Here is a 20,149-nt window from a genome sequence, read left to right on the forward strand (position 1 = left end):
CTAATTACTCAGTGTGATTGCTTTACTATCCAAAACCTTGTAAATACTCGTCCCGTCATTGCGGTAAACTTCCTCCAAAATGCCCGTTTCCACCATTTGATCAAATTTATTCAGACCGGGAGGCGCATACAGCACCCACTCCAACTGCCCTACGTAAACGTAGCTCACATCGTATTTGGCTAGGATGTTTTGCGCTTCCTGCGCGTTGGTTGTGTTGTACAGCGTAGCCACGTCCCGCAAACGCTGGTCAATGAATTGGCCGGGCAAAACAGCCCGCTGCTGCCGCTGATGACCGCTCCAGCCAATAATCCCCGGCAGGCCTGTGTACATAGACACCCGGTTGGTGATGGAGCGGTAATAGTTGTCGCTGTAGCCTTCGGCTACAACGGGTGAGCCGGGGATGTTTGTCTGCATCCATTTCAGTGCCTCATAATCGAAGGAGAGTGGCACGTTGCCTCCGGCTCCCTGGCTCTCAGCATAGTTTGCATAGGGCATGAAGGCCATGCCGTCCAATGTAATCGGTGCTTCCTGGCTGAGACGCACGTCCCACTTGGCTTTGGTGGCCAGGATGGGGTACAAAGCGGCGGCAGCCACCAGCACCCCCAGCACCGCCAGCCATACCCGACGACCAGCTTCTTTCTTTTGAATGGATGGCCACGCCCAAACGGCCGTTACGCCCGCCACCACGCTCAAAATCAGCCACACCTGCATATAAAATTTGAAAACCGTATTCATCCGCCCCACCGTGTTTTCCACGACGAAAAACTCTACAAACAGGGTGATGCCCAATGCCGAGGCAATCAAAATGAGGATAATGCGACGCGCAGCAGGCAGGTTGGGTCGCAGACCGAGCAGTCCGGCCATGATGGTGAGTGTAAGCACAACAGGGGCAACCCAATACCCCATGCGGAACAAGATAAGCAGCAAAATGATGTACAAACCGAGGGCAAGCAGCAGCGGCGCGGCGGCAGGCTCCCACTGCTTTAGGCTATCTTGCGTCCAGGTGCGCGTCCAGGCGCGGAATTCGCGGGCCAAATGCGTGAGAATAAAGAAAAAGAACAGGCCGTAGACGACCAGATAATTGCCCAGGTAGCTTGTTGAGCCTTCCCAGAGGCCAATCGAGCTGAAGCCTGCGCCAAAATTGCTGCTAAACGGCCAGAAAAGTAGGAAGGCTAGGCTAATGAGTACGGCCGTTTTCAATCCAATCTGGCCAAAAAGCTGCAGGTTAACGGTACGGCCGTTCTCTTCAAACACCGCATAAAAAATTGCCAACACCCCAATCACCGCATAGGTAGGTAAGTCCCAAATGTTGGTTGCTTGCAGCACGCCGATGACTAATGCACCTACGAACCAGATGAGTGCCGTCTCCCACCACGCGGAGGAGATTGGCAGCCTGCGGCTGCGAGATTGGAGATTGGAGATTGAATTGGTTTCTGAATCTCCAATCTTCAATCTCCAATCTCCCTTCTTCTTCGCCTTAAACACCAACGACACCGCCCAAGCCAATGCCAGCATCGTCAGCGGCAGGGCAATCATGTGGGCATGCAGGTCGCCGTAAAGGAAAGTGAAGAAGGGGAATTCAGTGATTGGGGCGGCTTCCCCTTCATTGTAGTTAAGGGCGCGAGAGGCTAGGAAGAACCAGTCGCCAGTATAAATTGGTGCGGGCGTGCCGCTGATTACTTTGAAGCCGCCATCCAGGGTGCGAACGGCCGTTCCCACCAATGGTATGCTCTCTTCCAGCGTCGGATTGCCCGCCTTGTACCAGGCATCCACCAATACCCCAACTTGCCCCAGGTTGCCCAGCAGAATAGCCAGGGTAATGGCGATGGCTCCGGCAGCGACAGCCTTTTTATGGAGATTGGAGATTGGAGATTGGAGATTGGAGATTGTTTTTAATCTCCAATCTCCAATCTCTCGCCGCCAGGCGACAAGATCATACGCAATGCTGAATACGGACATGCCCGTAAAGCTAAACAGCATAGACAAATTGAGGTTGTAGGCCACGGTGGGGATGATGCCCAGCAGCTTGGCGAGGACGCCAGTGTAGACAAAGCCGTAGTAGTAGTAATTGATATAGCCACCCGCAAACCAGGGATCATAGGGGGGGAAGCTGGTAGATTTGAGAACGGCCGTAAAATAGGTCAAATCCATCGGTTTCTCGCCGCCCCAAATCACGTCCCACACGTCCGGGTTGCGCAGGCGGATGAGGATGGCAATCAAGTACAATCCCACCGCGATCAGTTCGATCACACCAATGAATGCCAGATTGCTCCGCACCCATGTGCGAATTTCCGCGCCGCGCCGGAGAAGCACCAACCCACTCAGAATAATGATGATCAGCAGTGCCAGTACATGCGTTCCCCGCGAATTTTGGAAAAGCTGGGCACTGGCCGTGAGCCAGACAAAATAGGAAATGAGCAAAATGGAGAGAATGCGAGACAAAATGTAGCCTCGGCTGGGTAACCAACGGAAGATGGCAAATGTGAGCGGGAAAGTGACCAATCCCAACGCGATCACCGCCAGCCACCAAACCAAAGCTGCCAATCCCGGATTTTGAGAAAGGGTCCCTTCAGGGTTGAAGATATCGCTGAATGTTCCATTGGCGCGTTGAGTAGCAACGGCCGTTTCTGACAGCATCAAGCCATTCACTGCCTCTGTGGCCTGACCGGGATTCATAAACACCGTTTGGCTCAAATCTATCTCGCCAAAAATGGCAACCGTGTTTTCGCGGCTGTATGCCTCCGTCTTGGCAAAAATCCAAACAGGCGGATGGTCGTAAACACTAAATGCCTCTTCCGCAGCTAAATCACCTGGTGGCGGCCAGCCAATTTCTGGCATCTCGCCCCAGCCAATTTGCCCAGTGGTGTCGCTGATGTGCAAAGGTCCGATTTTTAGCGGCGCGTGAAATTCGGCCACCAATTCAAAACCCAGCTCACCGCTGAACAACGCTTGGTAATAGCGGGTGGTCATTGGGTAAGTAAGCGGAATTCGGGGTAGTGACCACGCTGCGCGCTGGCTGCTCAGCACGACGTAATCAGCCTCTTCCAGCCATTGCACTATCTCATCCCGCTTCTCAGGGCTGTCTGGATTGGTGATGGGGCGTTGGCCGCCTGTGACCTCACTGAAGTGCGCACCGTAGGCGGAACGGCCGTTCACGTCGTAAGGCAAGATGCCATCCCAATGTTCATTCATCAGTAGGCTGGTTTGGGCACGGGCTGTTGTATTGCCTGCCGTCATTTCTAGCACGATTTGCTGGGCACTGTTGGCGGTAACGGCCGTTTCTGGTAAATCCAACAGATAGCTTGCCTCACTTTCAGTGATAACCAAATCGGTTGTTTCGGTTGGGCCATTGACCAGCCCGGCTTGCAAACTGATTGGCTGGTTTTGCTCCGTGCGAAGGCCAGCCGGATCGGTAGGGATAAACAGCTTGTTGAGGCGAACGGCCGTTAATATGCCATCCTCTGGCAAAATAACAGGCAAAAATAGCGGATTGGCTCCCACCTGAAAATCATACCCCTTGAGCGGCAAAGTATGCTCTTTTGTTTCGCCATTTGCTTCGTAAATGAGCGTGGCTCCGGTGGGAATGTTTTCAAACATCCACTCAGAGGCGGCAATGCGAGTGATGGGTTCCCGGTAAATCTGAACAAAGGCATTGGCCCACAAAAAGCTGGGGATCATCACCAGGGCAATCAGCCCAGCGGCTAGAGCTTGCTTGAGGTTGCGCCGCCGTTCACTTTGGCGCGCTTTTTGCCAGATGAACCATAGCATCCACCCCCCCAGCAAAAAGAGGGTGGGGTAAATCGGCAAAAAGTAGCGGATCGACTTCACCCAGCGAGTGCCCATGAACAAAAAGTAGAGCAGGCTCCAGGTTACGGGGATGGCGTGAACCAGCCAATCTGGGCGCGCGCGCACTGTGCGCCACAGTGCCCAAAAGAGTCCCGCCCAGGCAGCTAGTCCGGCCGTAATACCCATGCCGTACAGCACCATATTGGTAAACGGAAAGACGATTGCGTCCCGGTTGGTCCATTGTAGTGCGGGCGGGAAGACCGCCTCGGGGCTTTGCTGCTGCTGAATTTCGTCCATATTGCTGCGCCACTGGGGGTTAAAACCCATGATCGAGCGCAGCCAAACGGACACCGTGCCAGGCTCTTCTCCCGTTTGGGTGATGACTTCATTTCGGGCGATGGTTGCATCAGCAAACGCGTACGGTTGAGCCAGACGGAAGACCACCAGCGAGATAGTGGCGGCGATTAATACGCCTAAAAAGACGCGCTGGAAATCGAGTGCACCGTGGCTGGTTTGGCGCAGGCTGCGCCAGGTGTGGCCGCGCCGCACCAGCCAGGCCACAGCCGAAATGTTGATAATGATTGCCAACGGTGCGACATTGATGCGGGAAGCAACGGCCAGCCCCAGGCTGAGACCAAACAGAAGCCACCAGTGGAGCTGCCACTTTTGCTTTTCATCTCCAAACCCGGCAGCACGAACGGCCGCATACACCCCCAACACCGTAAAAAAGGCCGCCCAGTTGTCCATTGTGAAAAAGTGGGACTGCTGGATAGCCATGACGGCCGTTCCTTGGAAAAACGCCGCCAGCAAGCCCGCCTGCCAGCTATACAGCCGCCGTCCAATCAAAAACGTGAGGAACACGGTGAATAAATCAACGAGCGCAGATAGGAAACGGCCGCTTTGCTGCAAGCCGTAAAAGCTGTTGTACGTTTGGGTGCATAGGTCTGGGTAGTTGCTACAGGCAGAAGTGGCCCATTCGGCAAAGTAGCGGGTGAACGTCATGGGGAAGTTGCCGTAGACGTAAAACCCTTTGTCTACATTGTACGGGTTGAGGGGCGATTCTGAAGTGGCTAAATATTGACCAAAGCTCTCGGCTGGGCGCAAGCGACTGGCCACGTCCATCAGGAAAAATTCATCGGGGTGGAGAAAGTTACCTTCACCCCAGGTCAAGCCTGTAAAGCGGAAGTAGCCCGCCATCACCAGGATGAGCAGCAGAAGCAATACGCTGATCGATTCCCAGGAAAACGGCCGTTTGCTTACTTCTGTGCTTTCTGTTGGTGTGGAAACGGCCGTTTCTGGCTTTGGTTCTTGCTCGTTTTCTTCCAAAATGGTCATAAGCAAATCAAATACAATTATCTGCAAGGCTTCTTTCTTTATACACAGTCACCCTTACAAGTAGCTTACCGTTTGCTAAGATTTTGCTCAAAATTGCTGTTTTTTAGCCACAGAGCGCACAGAGGTGCGTGAGGTTTGAACAGAATCTGCACCTCCTCTTTTTTCTCTGTGGCTATTTTGAGCAAGCATAAACGCTGAATTTTAGCTGAATTGGGTTGCTTTTCAACCGGGGGTAGGGCTGTTTCAAAGTCGAAGAATGTCTAATGCTCTGGTAGGGTCAGCCGAAAAGGCATCAATGGCCTCAGAAACGGAAGCAAAACCAGCTAGACGAGCAAGGTTAATAACGATATTGCGAAAAGCAGCCCGAACTTGCGGGGCACCCGGCTTGCAAGTTGAACAAGCATCCTCACCCATGACCACATCCCGCACCCAATGAAGACCATTTTCAATGGCTGCCCAGTGGTCTCGGGTAATGGCAATAAGGTCAGCAGGTTTTGCCTCAGCTTGGGGCAAAGAGGTTATCCCATAGACATAGGATTCACTGTATTTGTTAGGTTTGAGTACCCATCGCTTCCGCTTGAGATGAAAAACCTGAGCCACATCAGGCCAGTGCGGATAGGCATTGTTAGTCGGTGCACTCCATAGCTCACGAATTTCCAGACGGCCGTGTCCCTTGTTGACGCTTTTGTAATAAAGAAATGGAGGCTCGTTTCTGGGCTGTGGCTGGGCAAACCGTGCTTCCAACGACCAAAGCAAGCGGGGATGATTGCCTTTGACATACATCAAATAATGACCCCCAGCTTGTCGAATCTGACGCACAATCGCTCTTTGAGTGAGCAATGCATCCACCGTAATGACCAATCCCTTCAGCAGCAATCGCTCAAGTAAAGGGGGGACACAGCTGATTTCATTGGTTTTGTCTTCTACCGCTGCTTGAGTAAGCACAATGCGTAACTGATGACACACAGCCGAAACAAGGAAAGCATTGGGGCTGCCCAATGAAGCGGCGCGTCGAATGCTTTTGCCATCGATAGCAATGCCCCGAGCAATGCCTGCTGCGACTAATTCTTGATGGACTTGATGCACCCATGCTTGAATACTGGCTTCAAGGGCTTCTGGTTTTATCTGCCAGAATACGCGACACAACATAGCGGCCGATGGGTGATGGTGTGGCTTGATACCTAGGCGCGATTTGCGCCCTGCTGGCATATATTTGCCCCATCTTGCCATGCCCCGAGCACTTGTTTTGCCACAGAGCATAGCCAGCACGATAAAATTGAACAGACTAATCAAACTATATCGCTTGCCGCGCGGCTTGCGCCAATCGGCTATCGGGTCGAAAATGGTGACTAGAGGTGGAATTGTAATTTGCATGTTTCCGCTCCTTGCAGGGATTTTGGAAACTATGCTGCAATTTCACCTTTTTTGCGACTGCCGACTTTGAAACAGCCCTAAACCGGGGGGCGGCCAAATTTGGCGCAAATATGGTTCAATGCCTCGTTCTGGCTGCCAATTTTGCGGGTAGCCCAGCGACACTTCTTCAAAGCGCACGCCGTCCCGATAGTGGGTGCCCCGAATGTGTAGATGGCCGTAGACAACAGTATGCACCGGAAACCGCTTATGCCAATTCTCTGTTCGTTTTGTGCCGCACCAGAGCGAGAAGCGGGGAATCCAGCGTAAATTAACCAGATCATAACGCAAAGGGTAATGGTTAATGAGAATGATTTGGCCGTGTGCGGCCGTTTCCGTAAGGCGTTGTTCCGTGTAGCGGCAGCGCACCTCGCACCACGCTTGTCGGGAGGGATATGGGTCTGGGTGCAGAATAATCTCATCCGTGGCCACAACGCCAGACGCCTCTGCCCAGGCGAGTGCCTCGTCATCAGGGATGTCATCTGGCCGAAAGCTGTAGTCGTAAAGCGTAAATGTGGGGGCAATAAATAAGGGCGAATCTGCGTTTGGCAACTGCACAAAAGGGTCTTGCGGCGTGTGAATACCAAATTCCCGACAAATTTCTACCAGTTGCAAATATTTGGCCAAGCCGCGCTTGCTGTCTTTATCAGAGGGAATTGTCCACAGGTCGTGGTTACCGGGCGTCCAGAAAATTTTGCCAAAACGATGGCTTAATAAATCCATGCCCTGCCGGAAATGCCTGATTTTATCGGCGACGTCCCCCGCCACAATGAGCCAATTGTTAGGGAAGGCAGGCATTCGGCTCAGTGCCGCCCAATTTTCGGCATGGTTCAGGTGCAGGTCGCTGATGGCGAGCAAGCGCATTGCCAGTTTTCAGTAATCAGTGGATCAGTAGTCAGAAATTCAGCGGACAAAACTGATTACTGATTTACTGAACACTGATTACCGTCTAGATAGAGCCACCAGAGATTTGGATCAGGTTTTGCAGCTCTTCCTCATCCAGGATGGTGAATTTGCGACCACCTACTTTTACCCAGCCCGCCCGCCGAAAACGGCCGAGTGCTTTGTTAATACTGACGCGGGTAGCTCCTGTCATCTCTGCTAAATCGGTTTGCGTTAAAGATAGCTCAATGCGGATGCCATCTTCCGTTTTTTGGCCGTGCTGGGCGGCCAACTGTAACAACTGCCTTGCCAGACGGGCTGGTAGATCGAGGAAGAAAATATCGCTAATTTGATTGTTGAGACGCCGAATGTGTTGCGCCAGCGTGTGCAAAACGTGCAGGGCAAAATCGGGATTGTCGCCAATGTAGCGGATAAACTCTTCTCGGTGCAGGGTGAGCGTTTCAGTTTCTTCCAGGGCTTCAGCAGTGGCCGAGCGGGGAGAATCGTCTAGCAGGGCCAATTCACCAAAGAAATCCCCGGCACCAAATATGGCCAGCATCGCTTCCTGGCCATCTAGCGTTGTGTGCGTGATTTTCACTTTCCCTTTAATGATTATGTAGAGTAATCCACCGGGGTCGCCGTGATGAAAAATCACCTGATCTGGGCCAAAGCGGCGTAAAACAAGACGCTTTGAAAGGCTGGTTGCCTCGTCATCTGGCAAATTATTGAAAAAAGGCACAAGCTGGAGAGCTTGTTTAGCTGCATATTTTTTGTTTCTCATGGCGTATTTCCTGTGGCGTGTCCATCTTCTAGCAATTGTATCTCATCATATACATGATCCAAACTATATTTTACCTGCTTTTTTAACCATTCCAGCGGCACAGGCGGCTGTGAATAGTGGCTCAAGAAATCGGGCTGGTAGCTGAAAATCTCTTCCTTAGGAAGTTTGTCTGCAATGTGGGTTTGTAGGCGTTGGCGCATGGCTTGAATGTAGTCGGCGACGGCCGTTAATGCCTCTACACCGCCCAATTTTCCCCGTCCAGGGACGATGTGACGAATTGGGTTGGTCCAATTTTGCAGGTGGTGGATGGTTTGCAGCCAAGCGGCCGTATCTGCTTCAGTAAGCAAGGGTGGCATATCCGTAACCACGCAGTCCCCGGCAAACAAAACCTCGGTTTTGGGCAAGTAAACAGCGATACTACCGCCAGTAGGGCCGGGCATGGCAATCAATTGAATCTCGACACCCCCCTTCCAAAGCTGCATAAATTTGGTGAAGCTCATGCTGGCATTTTCTACGGGACTTTGGCTCAGTTCCCGACCGAATTCCGGATTGCGGCTCGATAAGCTCTCCAAAAGCATTTGTGGATATCGTTTGTCGTAGCTGCGAAGCCTGTCGGCAGTGGCCTGGTGGGCAATGACTGGTGCATTCAGCCACCGGGCATTTAGAATCCGGTCGCCGTGATAATCTGTGAGAATGGTGTATTGTACCGGACGAGGTGAGAGGGCGTGAAGCCGCATCGCCCAATCACGCGCCTGGCGAGGGTAGGAGGGAACATCCACAGCCACAATGCCGCGTCGGGTGCGAATAGCCCCCACGTTTACCCCATCATATTCGGTTTCTATGAAAACATTGTCTGCGATTTCTTGCATAGGTTTCCTGTAGTCTGCTAAAGACGTTTGGCTTAACGAATTTGGCCAATGAGCAGCCGTTCTGCCTTGTCGATGGCTTGCTGTACACGTTCTTGATCTGTGCCGGGGCCGCCCCCCTGCGCCATGACAGCAGAGCCACCCCCGGCTGCTGAGCCGAGTATTTGCAGGGCTGGTTTTATGAGCTGGTTCATTTCGCCAGGGGCATCATTTGAACGGCAAAAGAGCAGTTGTGATTTGTTGGCTGCTAGGCCAAGCAAGGCAACCACGTGGTCGTTTTGGGTAAGATGGTTGCCTAACACTCGCATTTGCCCCGGATCGATCTCGTCTTCGCCAAAAACTCGGGTGACAACGGCCGTTTTCCCCACCATTTTAGCTTGCTCAATCAACGTTTTTGCCTCAAAAAATAGCAGTTGCTCTTGCTGTTTCTTTAGCCGTCGCCGATTTTCTTTATTCTCTTCTTTGGATCGCTGAACACTGGTTACAATCTCATCGGCCCCTGTGGTTAGCTCTGCCGAGAGTTGATTCACAATACTGTTTTTGAGCCGATAATCATTAAGTGCTCGTTGCCCGCAGGCAAACTCAACCCGCAATTGGTTGTTTTGGCGTTCCAGCTTCACAATTTTGATGATGCCCACCTCGCCACTGTGCCGGACATGGGTGCCGCCACAGGCGGACAGGTCGAACTTGTCGATCTCAATAAGACGTAAATTGCCCTGGCGCACGGGCGGTAGCTTGCGGAGCGGCAGCTCTTTAGCCTGTGCCATTGTTACGCTACGAATGTGTACCGGGCGATTTTGCCAGATAATTTGGTTCGCCAAATATTCAGCTTCTTCCACTTGATTTGGATTGAGCTGGCTACTGTGTAGATCAATCGTTAGAGTGTTGTCGCTCAGGTGAAAGCCAACGGTCTCGGCTTGGGCGACTTGGATAAACGCCTGGGACAAAATATGCTGCCCGGTGTGCTGTTGCATATGGTCGAAGCGGCGCGCCCAATTAACGTGGCCGCTGACTTCGTTTTGCCACAAATCGGTTGTATCTAGCCAATGCAGGACGGCCGCATCTTTTTCGCGGATGGTGACATTGTGGACGGCAATGTTGTTGAGGGTGCCCATGTCGTGGGGTTGCCCGCCTGAGGTGGGGTAGAAGTAAGTGTGGTCTAGAATAACGGCCGTTTGGTCTTCATCCCGTACGCGCTCTACAATGGTGGCTTCAAAGCGGGTTGTGTAAGCATTCTGGTAATAAAGTCTTTGGCTGGTCATCCTTAATTATTTTACCAAGTGGAAATAATGGTTCGTGTATGAAGACAATGATACCAGAATAATGCGGTGATGCATCTGAACGGCCGTTGCTAGCTTTGTGAATAGGGGAATTTAGAGGCGTGTAGCGAGGTTAATCAGTTGCAAGTGGTAAGGTGAAATTAAACCGGGCACCACCTGACGGCGCATCATCGACCCAGATACGGCCGTCATGCGCCTCCACAGCCAATCGGCAAAAAGCAAGGCCCAGGCCCAGCCCTTTGGCATTGCTATCTTTAGATTGAATGCGCTCAAACTTCTCAAAGATAGATTCCCTGTATTGCTTGGGAATACCTTGTCCTTCGTCACTCACCGACAGGAGCAAACGATCGTTTTCTTGCTGCGGCTGGGCAGAGAGCGTGATGGTTTGGTTTTCAGAGCTATATTTAAGCGCATTGTTTACCAAATTGACCAGCACGCGGCGAATCATATCCTCTTCCACATAAACATGGGGCAACCGGTCTGGCACGGTGTTGGCAAACTGAACGCGCCGCTGTTCAAAATTGGGCAGCTCAATCTCATAAACTTCCGTGATCAAATCATTGATGTTGACCCGTACTTGCTCCATGATTGGCTGACCTGCTTCCAGTCGGTTAATGTCCAACAAAGAGCGAATGAGCGTTTCCAGACGGCGGCTACTGCGGCGGGCAATGTCCAGCATGGCGTAAAGTGGTGAATTGGTTGCTTCTGCCGGAATTTCGTAAGCAAGCAGTTCCAGACTGGAAATGACGTTACCAAGGGGGCTTTGCAGATCGTGGAAGAGCATGGCGGTTAAATCTTCGCGCATTTTTTCCAGTTCAACCTGCTCCGTGATGTCATGATGAATCCATTGCAGCAGTTGGTCATCTCCGTGAATAGTGCGCTTGGTGTACACTTCCATAGGGATAGTGGAGCTGTTTTTGGCACGTACATCACTGTGAAGCATCAAAACTTTGTCTGAGCGGATTTTTTTTGCTTTTGGCAGGACGGCCGTTTCCGGGTGCAAATCCTGAATCGACATGTTCAATAGCTCAGAGCGGTTGTAGCCTAGTAAATCCGATGCCCGACGATTGGCTTCAACAATACGGCCGCGCATATCTGTCAAGATAATTGGATCGACCGTGTCCTGGAATAAACTGGTGTAGCGGGATTCTGCGGCCACAGTGCGCGCATACTGTTGCGCATTGGCAATGGCGGTGCTGGCAATATTGGCCAGGTTCACCAGAACATCCAAATCCTGCTCCGTAAACGTGCCATCAATTGGGTTAATTGCCTGAATGGTGCCCAGCACTTCCCCCTTGAAAATCATGGGGGCGCAAATCATGGCCAACGTGGCATAACCTGTACGCTCATCACCCAGATGGTGGAAGCGGGGATCAAGGCGTGTATCGGCAACCAGGGCAGGCTCAGAATGTTGCATCACCCAGCCAGATAATCCTTGATTATTCGGCAACCGCAGCCCGACAATCTCTTCTGACCCAATGCCTTCAGCAACCTGATAAACCAATTCGTTTGTTTGTGCATCAACCAAGGCAATGGAAATCGCTTCTGCGTGTAGAAAATCATTCATTTGCGCCAGCAGCGACTGCATAATTTCGTCAATGTCCAATGAAGAATTAATGACGCGGCTGGCGTCATTAAGCAGTGCCGAAACCTTTAGCTGGCGCTGCGAAGCCTCAAAAAGACGGGCGTTTTCAATGCTGCTAGCTGCCTGATTGGCAATCACGGTTAATAGGTTTAAATCACGTGCGTCAAACTGATTTGCGCCGAGTTTGTGTATGGTAATGGCACCAATAATGCGGTTTCGTACGGAGAAGGGCGTACAAATAACAGACCAGGGTTGGTGTGTGGTTGAATGGCCGGGGCGGGGAAGCCATCGGTCATCATTGGTGGTATCGTGGATTATGAGCGGCTCGCGGTTGCGAATCACCCATCCAGCAACACCGCTGTTCATGATTGTGTCCAGAAACTCTTCAGATTGAGGCGCGTAGGTGGTTTCCCCAGTGAGCCAGGCGTGCTCTACTTTTTGTGCCTCATTCACAACAATGATGCTGCCGTCGTGTGCTTCTAGCTGCTGAACGGAGAGATTCAACACTCTGGGGAGCATGAGGTCGATGTCTAGACCATCGGCTTCGACTTGTTTGAGCATATGGTTGACAATGTACAAAGTACGAAGTCGTTCACTGTCTCTTAGCTCTGGCATGTATTCTGCATCTTGAATAGAGTGATCCATTAGGAACATAATACCACGTTACACAACCATTTTACTACAACCTACTTTACAGTCTGCTGTTGTTCATATTTATTTATCTGTGACAGCAAATATAGGTTTTAGTTTCTTCAGGATACGCTCACTCTTTTTCAACTGGAGTTTGTGGTGACATTATTGTCAAACCAGTTGAAAACTGGGGATAACATCAATATTTAAGGCGTCGCGACGGCCGTTTACAAAGTGCCAATGGGCCGCTGCCCCAATCATAGCCGCATTATCGGTACAGAGTATAGGAGGAGGGTACCGTACGGGCAGGGTTAGCTGTGCTTTCATCGTCTCACGAAGTTCTCTGTTTGCCGAGACCCCACCAGACAAATGCACGGCCGTTACCCCGTGCGCCTGAGCAGCATGGGCTGTTTTGGTAACCAGCGCATCCACAACGGCCGTTTGGAAACTGGCTGCTAAATCTTCAACCGGCAACTTCGCTTTATCAAAATGTTTGATCTGCCGAGAAACGGCCGTTTTTAAACCGCTGAAACTAAAGTTGTACCCATCATCCATGACGGCACGGGGAAATTTATACGCTGTGGCATTGCCCGATGGGGCTAGCTTGTCGATGGCTGGACCGCCGGGGAAGGGGAGTCCCAACAGCCGTCCAACCTTGTCAAACGCTTCCCCAGCCGCATCGTCCAGCGTGCCGCCCAAATGTTGGTATTGGCCATGATCGGTCATGAGGTACAGTTCCGTGTGGCCGCCGCTGACCACCAGTGTCAGAATGGGAAATTCGATATCATCTACATGCTCCGTTAGCCAGAGCGAGTAGATATGCCCTTCGATGTGGTTGATACCTAAAAATGGTTTGTTTCGTGCCAAGGCTAGCCCCTTGGCCATATTTACCCCCACCAGCAGCGAACCAACTAAGCCTGGGCCGCGGGTGACGGCGATGCAATCAATATCATCCAGCCCCATGTGGGCCTCTTCCAACGCCTGCTGCACCACTGCATAAATTACTTCAATGTGCCGCCGAGAAGCCACTTCGGGGAAGACGCCGCCAAACTGGGCATGCAAATCTACCTGGCTGGCGATGATGTTGCTAAGAATGGTACGGCCGTCTTCCACCACCGCTGCGGACGTTTCATCACAAGAGGTTTCGATGGCTAAAATTCGGCTTCTCTGGTTTGCTGTGGTCATAGGCTTCCTACTAAATTCATGCTTCATTCTGGGAACAGTTTACCAATGATTGCAGCAACTGTTCAACCTGGTCGGGCAAAATGGTGCGGGGGTCGATGAGAAAACGGCCGTCTTGAATGCGACCAATCACCGGCACTTTTTCCTCGCGTAGTTGGGCGGCGAGGGCGTCTGGATTGTCGTGGTTGAGGGCCACCACGCGGCTGGGCAGGCTGGTGCCGGGTAAACTGCCGCCGCCAACGGTGGAACGGCCGTCTACCACCTCTGCCCGAATCCCTTGCTCTTGCAGCCGCGCTGCCCACGTGTCGGCTTCGGCCGCGATTTCTACCAGCGAGCGGGCAATCATGTGCCAAACGGGAATCGCTTCCAGGGTGTTTTCGGTAAGATAGTGAGTGAGCGTGGCAGAAAGACCCGCTAAACAGAGCTTGTCGGCGCGCACGGCACGGGCCAGAGGGTGTTTTTTGAGTTGAGTTATGAACGCTTCTTGCCCGGCGAGAATGCCTGCCTGTGGGCCACCCAGCAGTTTGTCACCGCTGAAAGCGACTACATCCGCCCCTGCTGCCAGTCCATCTAACACGGTTGGTTCCGGCTCCAAACCGTACGGGCTGCTGTCTAGCAAGGCACCACTTCCCTGGTCGTACAGCAAGGGCAAGTTGTGGTCATGGGCAAGCTCAGCCAGTTCTGCCAAAGTAGGCTCACTGCTAAAACCGATGATTTTATAATTGGAGTAATGGGCTACCAGGATTGCGGCCGTATTTTCGGTAATGGCGTTGGCATAATCGTGCAGATGGGTGCGGTTGGTTGTGCCTACCTCTACTAATTGGGCACCAGATTGCGCCATCACGTCAGGAATGCGAAAGCCGCCACCGATCTCAACCAACTGCCCCCGGCTGATGATCACTTCCTTGCCCTGGCAGAGTGCAGTGAGCATGAGCAAAACGGCCGCTGCGTTGTTGTTCACCACCAGTGCCGCCTCTGCCCCGGTGAGCCGGATAAGAAGCTGTTCTGCATGAACGGTACGGGACCCGCGCTGCCCACTAGCCACATCATATTCCAGGGTGCTATACCCTTTGGCGGCATCTTCAATGGCCTGGCGGGTGGCCGCGCTGAGCGGCGCGCGCCCCAAGTTGGTATGCACGATCACCCCCGTGCCGTTGATGATGGGTTGCAGGGTCGGAGCAAGATAGCTTTCTAACCAGAGACGCGCCTCATCTACCAACACGGCGTTCATGGGGACATAGCTGGCCTGGCCGCTAAGAATGGCACTGCGGGCACCTTCTATGCTTTGGCGCAAACTTTCCACAGTGAGGGTACGGCCGTACGCCAGTGCCATGTCTACCGCCATCGCCGTATTCAATAACCGATCAATGCTTGGCAGTTCACGGAGCAGTTTTTGGGTGTTTTCTTCTGTCACTGATTACTGACCTGTTGATTACGATTGCTGCAAATTTGCTTGTGCCGTACGGCTGCGAATTTGCATCAGAATTTCAAATAAAATTAAAACAACTGCGACCAGCAACGCCACCGCCAGGCCAAAGGAGCGGTTCATTTGCAGCCAGAGGCAAAATGCTACCCACACGCCTGCCGCCATCGCCTGGCGCAACGCCACCATCAGCCGAGAAGATTCAATACGGCCGAAGCGGCGGTCTGTGAAGGCAGTAAAGCGGCGGTTAAGCAGGTAAGCAATGGGTAGAGCGATACCCGTGACGGCCGTTAACACCGTTGCTAAAAAGACAAGAATAATTTCAAAGTTGGCGGCTTCTAGCAGGGAGACGGCATCGGCGCGGCCCTCTACAGCGGCGCGCACCAAATCCAGCCGATTGATGTCGATGGGCCACCAATTGTTGACCACATACTCCATCGCCAGCAGGCCAACGAGCAGCAGCAGCACGCCCAAAACCAGCGCAGAGAAAAAACCAAAGCGATCATTTCCGTCCATGCCTATAGTATACCTTCTTTGCCGCCATGCTGTTGTTTGCTCGGGTGCATAAACAACTTGTCAGGCAGATTGATATCTCACGCAAAAACGCAAAGGTGCAATAAGGGAAAACGTATGCCTTTGCGACTTTGCATGAAACTCAATGACAATACTTTGCTGCGCCGGTTTGCCAATGTGCAATCCCATTCTGCCGCCATTGCGCTATGGCATTGGTGTTTGAAGTAGCTTTAGCAGGGCAAGGGCATATGCTTCGCTGGGGTCCACGGCCGTAAACTGTTCAGCCGCTCCATTCAGGGAAATTTCGCAGCTGTATGCTTTCCCTTGCCGCTGTAACTGCTGGAAACGGCCGTTCCGTGCGGTCAGCTCTTCCTCCAATTTTTCCCGCAGTTGACTTTCGGTGGGCAGCCAGACGGCCTCGTGCGTCAGCAAATAATCTAATGCCCATTCTGAGGTGCCGTGGAACACCATGGCTGGCCAGCCGCGCAGCAGCTCCATCGTCACCATCATGTCCGACAGCACAAAAATACGGCCGTCCAAATCCCGATCCGGAATGGCAAAAAAATCATGTACCGAGGTGCGCCACACCAACCCCGCCTCCTTCAACTGTCTGGCCAACGCTTGAGAAATCATTCAACACCCTTCGGAGCTGCTAGTTGCTCATGAACTCGGACACAGATTTACACTGGTTAACGGTGATAATAATTAAAATCTGCATCTGATTTTTGTGAAAAGGTCTTGCCAACATAGCGTGTCGAACATATGATCCAAAACCCATGAACGAGACCTTTACCCATTTACGTCTTCATTCCCATTATACCCTTTTGGGCGCAACTGCCACTGTGGAACAACTTGTCGCGCGGGCTGTGGCTGACGGATTGTCCACTTTGGCTCTTACAGACAGTGCTGCGCTGTATGGTGCGGTGGCTTTTAGCCAGGCGTGTCACCAGGCTGGGATTCAGCCAATTTTGGGCATGACCTTGCGGGTAACGTTGCCGGATGAGGTGAACCTGCCGGGGCCGGGCTGGGGGGAACTGGTGCTGCTGGCCAAAGGGCCGATTGGTTACCGCTCACTGTGTGGCCTCTCTTCGTTGGTGCAAGGGAGCAGGCAGCGTGCCCAGCTATTGCATAATGGATTGCCGTGGGAGGCGTTACGGCCGTTCACCCAAAATCTCATCGCCATCGACAGCGGTAAAACTGGCTGGCTGGCGCGGTTGGTAGCTGCTGGGCAGCAAAAATTAGCGGCACGGCATGCCTCCCGGCTGGCGGGCTTGTTTGAAGAAGACAGCTATCTGGGCGTGACCCTGCAACGGTCGGCGGATGCCGAGCTGGCGCAAGAAAGTAGCGAAGTTGCGGCGAGATTTGGTTTACAAATGGCTGCACTCCAGCCTGTTTTTTGCCTGGAGTCAGAGGAAGCACCTCGCCTGCGCCTGCTGGCAGCTATCGACCAAAATTGCCATTTGGCTGAGGTGCCAGCGGAAATTTTACCGGGCGGGGGCGCACCGAATGCGGAACTGCATTGGCTGCCACCTGCCATCGTGTTGGAACGATTTGCCAATTTGCCGGAGGCAGTGGCCGGAGTGAGGGACATTGTGGCTAAATGTGAACCCGCCCTGCCAGACGGCCGTCCCATCTGGCCCAAACTGGATTTACCACTAGAAAAAACGGTGGAGGATGTGTTAGCTGAGGCAGCCAAAGCGGGATTAGAAGAAAAGTACGGCCGTTCTCCCCAAAAATCTGTCACTGAGCGGCTAACCAAAGAGCTAGCGTCGATCAATCGGCAAGGCTTTGCCCCCCTCTTTTTGCTGGTGGCCGACATTACCCGCTTTGCCCGCGAAACGGCCGTGCCCGTCAACACGCGCGGTAGCGTCGCCAACTCGTTGGTGGCGTACTGCCTGGGCATTACCCAGGTAGACCCGATTGCCAATGAACTGCTGTTCGAGCGATTTCTCAATCCCGCCCGGGCTAACTTGCCCGACATCGATCTCGATTTTTGCAGTCGTCGCCGGGACGAGGTGTTGAATTACGTGCGCGAAAAATATGGCGAAGACCGCGTTGCCCTGGTGGCCACTATCAGCACCATGCAGCCCAAATCGGCCGTGCGCGAGACGGCCAAAGCGTATGGCCTGCCCGAAGCAGAAATCAAATCGCTAACTGCGCAGCTGCCTCGCGGCTGGCACCCCGACCCGCGCCGCCGCAGCAAAAAAACGTTGGACGATATGTTGGCTGACGTAGCAGACGCGACGCAGCGAAAGGTTTTGGCCGCTGCGTTTGAGATTATTGGGCAGCCGCATCACATGAGCATTCATCCGGGCGGCATTGTTATTTCGCCGGGGCCGATGACCGATTTTGCCCCAGTACAGCTTGCCCCGAAGGGATTTCTTATCACTCAGTATGACCACCGGGACGTGGAGAAAATTGGCTTGCCCAAGATTGATTTGTTGGGAATTCGGGCTTTGACGGTGCTGGCAGATACGGCCGCAGCCATTCGTACCACGCTTAACCCCGATTTTGATTTGCAGCAAATTCCGCTAGATGATGAAGAAACGGCCGTTTGCTTACAAAATGGTGACACAATTGGCGTTTTTCAATGTGAAAGTTCCGGGGCACGGCGTACCTTGCGGCAGCTAAAAGCGACCACACTGCGTGATTTGGCAGTGGCCAATGCCTTCTTTAAGCCGGGGCCAGCCACTGGCGGCATGGCCCAAGCCTTTGTGCGCCGCTACCGGGGCGAGGAGCAGGTGGGCTTTTTGCATCCGGCGTTGACACCAATTTTGGGCAGCACGCAGGGCGTTTTGCTGTTTCAGGAGCAAGTTTTGCGTGTAGCCACAGAGATTGCCCACCTGAGCTGGGCAGAAGCAGACCATTTGCGGCGGGGGATGAGCAAATTCAAAGCCGATGAAATGGCGGCTATGAAGCAGCGGTTTGTTGGCGGCTGCCAGGCGAAAAGCGACTTCACCGCCGAGCAGGCAGAAACGCTTTGGGAGCAGGTGATGGCCTTTGCCGGCTACGGCTTCAACCAGGGGCACGCTACCGCCTACGCAGATGTAAGCTATCGTTCAGCCTACCTCAAGGCACATTATCCGGCGCAGTTTTTATGCGCCCGCCTGCGAGATTATGGCGGGTTTCATCATCCAGCTATTTACATCGCCGAGGCGCAGCGGTTGGGCATTGGGGTGCGCCCGCCGCACGTAAATTTTAGCGGGCGAAAATTTACCTTAACGACGGGGGAGATTAGAGATTGGAGATTGGAAAGTGATAAACCCCTAATCTCTAATCTCCAATCTCCAATTCTCTGGATGGGGCTGGGGCAGGTGCGGGATTTACGGCGGTCGGCAGTGCGGGCCATTGGGCAAGAAAGGTCGGTACGGCCGTTCACAAGCCTGCGTGATTTGCTCAGTCGCGTAGATTTGCAGAAGAAAGCGGTGACACATCTGATTCAATGTGGTGCATTGACTGGATTGGGGGAGAGTCGCGCTGCGCTTTTGGCAGAAGCAGCAGAGGTGGCGCGAGCCGGCAGTGCTCACCAGCTTGGCTTTAATTTGGGCTTGAAACGTGATGTTGAACCAGAAAGTTTAGCAGAACAGCTAGCCTGGGAAACGGCCGTACTCGGTTGGCCAGTCTCAGCGAATCCATTGGCCGTCGTGCAATCCCAAGCCAGCGATGACGTGCCGCTGCGCTACGTCTATCGTCTGCGCAACCAGAAAATCACCATTGCCGGGGTGCGCCTGCCCGGCTGGACGGGGGGGCGGGGTTTCTATTTCGGGGACGGCGACAGTTTTGAGATTGTTCGTTTGGCAAAAACGGCCGAAAGCAAGGCAAAGGTGCAATCGTGGCGGCCGTATCGCCTGACAGGATATTGGCGCGAGGATGCCTGGGGGGGCGGCTGGTTTGAGGCAATTACCATCGTACCAATGGATAGCTAGCGTTTAGCCATTTGCCAACGTAAACAAACAAGATTTTCTCCACTGCATGCCAAATGCAATTTCACTTTGCATAAACAATCCATAAAAAATGTGACTAGGCTGAAAATTGAGGGTTCTAACCAACGGATGCAAAAAGAAAGCATCAATTATCTACTGATATATTGGAGGAATTTGGAAATGATCAAAGAGTTTCGTGAGTTTATTGCCAAAGGTAACGTACTCGATTTGGCCGTAGCGGTTATTATCGGTGGCGCATTTGGCGCCATTGTGACTTCGTTGGTTAACGACATCATTATGCCGTTGATTGGCGTCATCTTGGGCGGTACAGATTTCACTACCCTGGCGATTGAAGTCGGTGAGGCCAGCATCATGTATGGTAATTTCATTCAAGCCATTATCAATTTCTTGATTATCGCCTTTGTCATTTTCATGATTGTGCGCACGGCCAACAACATGAAAAAAGAAGAGCCGCCAGCACCCCCGGCTGGCCCGTCTGCTGAAGATTTGCTGACGGAGATTCGTGATCTGCTAAAGGCACGCAACTAGACTT

Annotated in this window: 13 protein-coding genes; 2 read left to right on the plus strand and 11 right to left on the minus strand. The window is 52.7% G+C overall.

All coding sequences use genetic code 11. The features are described 5' to 3' along the window. The 11 genes from ACOQPU_RS05095 to ACOQPU_RS05145 form a co-directional block, all read right to left on the minus strand. On the minus strand, nt 1–5,148 hold the full coding sequence (locus ACOQPU_RS05095) for a DUF2298 domain-containing protein (protein ID WP_420644047.1): 5,148 nt from the start codon (nt 5,146–5,148) through the stop codon (nt 1–3). 216 nt (nt 5,149–5,364) lie between these two features. After that, nucleotides 5,365–6,495: an ISAs1 family transposase gene (locus ACOQPU_RS05100; protein WP_420640702.1), complete on the minus strand. Its 1,131-nt coding sequence runs from the start codon at nt 6,493–6,495 to the stop codon at nt 5,365–5,367. A 42-nt stretch (nt 6,496–6,537) separates the two neighbouring features. Continuing rightward, on the minus strand, nt 6,538–7,395 hold the full coding sequence (locus ACOQPU_RS05105; protein WP_420644048.1) for a metallophosphoesterase family protein: 858 nt from the start codon (nt 7,393–7,395) through the stop codon (nt 6,538–6,540). 85 nt (nt 7,396–7,480) lie between these two features. After that, the gene (locus tag ACOQPU_RS05110) at nt 7,481–8,194 is read right to left on the minus strand and encodes a Crp/Fnr family transcriptional regulator (protein WP_420644049.1); all 714 of its coding nucleotides are present in this window, start codon (nt 8,192–8,194) and stop codon (nt 7,481–7,483) included. Further along, nucleotides 8,191–9,063: an MBL fold metallo-hydrolase gene (locus ACOQPU_RS05115; RefSeq protein WP_420644050.1), complete on the minus strand. Its 873-nt coding sequence runs from the start codon at nt 9,061–9,063 to the stop codon at nt 8,191–8,193. The genes ACOQPU_RS05110 and ACOQPU_RS05115 overlap by 4 nt, the downstream gene beginning before the upstream one ends. A 32-nt stretch (nt 9,064–9,095) precedes the next feature. Further along, the gene (locus tag ACOQPU_RS05120; protein WP_420644051.1) at nt 9,096–10,322 is read right to left on the minus strand and encodes an alanyl-tRNA editing protein; all 1,227 of its coding nucleotides are present in this window, start codon (nt 10,320–10,322) and stop codon (nt 9,096–9,098) included. A gap of 130 nt (nt 10,323–10,452) precedes the next feature. Further along, complete coding sequence (locus ACOQPU_RS05125) at nt 10,453–12,540, minus strand: GAF domain-containing protein (RefSeq protein ID WP_420644052.1); 2,088 nt, start codon at nt 12,538–12,540, stop codon at nt 10,453–10,455. Nucleotides 12,541–12,726: 186 nt separating this feature from the next. Further along, entirely contained in the window at nt 12,727–13,740 is a 1,014-nt protein-coding gene (gene tsaD, locus ACOQPU_RS05130; RefSeq protein WP_420644053.1) for a tRNA (adenosine(37)-N6)-threonylcarbamoyltransferase complex transferase subunit TsaD, read from the minus strand. Nucleotides 13,741–13,756: 16 nt separating this feature from the next. Next, nucleotides 13,757–15,151, minus strand: coding sequence for an L-seryl-tRNA(Sec) selenium transferase (gene selA / locus ACOQPU_RS05135; protein ID WP_420644054.1), 1,395 nt, complete (start codon nt 15,149–15,151; stop codon nt 13,757–13,759). A gap of 18 nt (nt 15,152–15,169) precedes the next feature. Further along, complete coding sequence (locus tag ACOQPU_RS05140; protein ID WP_420644055.1) at nt 15,170–15,676, minus strand: hypothetical protein; 507 nt, start codon at nt 15,674–15,676, stop codon at nt 15,170–15,172. A gap of 201 nt (nt 15,677–15,877) precedes the next feature. Beyond that, on the minus strand, nt 15,878–16,306 hold the full coding sequence (locus ACOQPU_RS05145) for a pilus assembly protein CpaE (RefSeq protein WP_420644056.1): 429 nt from the start codon (nt 16,304–16,306) through the stop codon (nt 15,878–15,880). Nucleotides 16,307–16,449: 143 nt separating this feature from the next. Between ACOQPU_RS05145 and ACOQPU_RS05150 the strand changes: the two genes are divergently transcribed. After that, a complete protein-coding gene (locus ACOQPU_RS05150; RefSeq protein WP_420644057.1) occupies nt 16,450–19,599 on the plus strand; it encodes a DNA polymerase III subunit alpha in 3,150 nt (1,049 codons plus the stop codon). Nucleotides 19,600–19,776: 177 nt separating this feature from the next. After that, complete coding sequence (gene mscL, locus ACOQPU_RS05155) at nt 19,777–20,145, plus strand: large-conductance mechanosensitive channel protein MscL (protein ID WP_420644058.1); 369 nt, start codon at nt 19,777–19,779, stop codon at nt 20,143–20,145. The last annotated feature ends 4 nt before the right edge of the window (nt 20,146–20,149 follow it).

Origin of the sequence: Candidatus Leptofilum sp. (genome assembly GCF_965223285.1) — a bacterium.
Taxonomy (GTDB): Bacteria; Chloroflexota; Anaerolineae; order Promineifilales; family Promineifilaceae; genus Leptofilum.